General features: G+C 66.4%; 1 protein-coding gene. It reads right to left on the reverse strand.

Annotated elements, in window-relative coordinates:
* On the reverse strand, positions 1–1,066 hold a 1,066-nt coding region (locus tag HP546_RS30570), incomplete at both ends, for an FUSC family protein (protein WP_172233712.1).

Raw genomic sequence — 1,066 nt, forward strand, 5'->3', positions numbered from 1 at the left:
CGACAGACGCGGCAGGTGCTGCATGAGGCGGTCGAGCATCTGCACACCCACCTGACGGTGCTCGGCCAGGGTGGCTGGCTCGGTCATTTCGACGATGTCGCGCCAGACGAAGCGGGTCATGCGCTTGGCCGCCAGCTCTACGCCGAACGGGCGCATCACCACGGTCCAGATGAAAGCGAACAGCAGGCCTACGGGGCCAGCCAGGTTGGAGTTGAGGAAGGTGAAGAAGTCGGCGTCGTAGGCGCCCTGGATGCTGATGAAGGTCGAGGTGTTGACGATGGTCAGCAACGTGCCCAGATAGAAGCGGGGCTGTACAGTCAGCGTGCCAACGCAGATGAACGGCACGGCGAAGGCCAGCACCAGCATCGGAAAGTCGTGCAGGTTGGGTAGCACCAGGAACAGGTACAGGCTGGAGAAGATGACCGACATCAGCGTCCAGAAGAAGAACTTGTAGATCTGCGGTGCCGGGTCGTCCATGGCGGCGAAGAAGCTGCACGATACGGCAGCGAGGATCACCGCACTCGCGCCGTCGTGCCAGCCCAGGCCGATCCACAGGCCGCAGGCGACGACAATCGCCAGTACGGTGGATGCCACCGAGTACAGCATCAGGCCGCGGTCGAAGAACGCGGTCAGGCGGCCCAGGCGCCAGTGCCGGTACACCGCGCGCCAGGGTGTGGCGTCATCGCTGCGCAGGGCGTGTTGCAGGGTGCAGCAGTCTTGCCACAGGTCGGCCCATTCGGTCAGCCGGTACAGGGCGTTGGACAGCAGCAGCTCGGCACGCTGGTCGAGTGCCGCAGCGCCGGGTTGCAAGCGCGCGATCTGCTCGTGCAGGGCAGCCCAGCGGGCCACCGAAGCGCTGTCGGCAGTGCCCTTCAGCCATTCACGGGCGGCGTCCAGTACCGGCCGCAACTGGGCGAACTGCGCCGGGGCACGGCCTTCGAGGGCAACCAGGGCATCGTCGAGGGCGTCGATCACCGGCAGCAGGTGGATCATGCGCCCGCGCAGCTCGCGGGCGTTCTTGAGGGTGTGCGGGCCGGCGCCTTCGTGGCCGAGCTGGCCGATCATC

The organism is Pseudomonas sp. CM25, from assembly GCF_013179705.1.
Taxonomy (GTDB): Bacteria; Pseudomonadota; Gammaproteobacteria; order Pseudomonadales; family Pseudomonadaceae; genus Aquipseudomonas.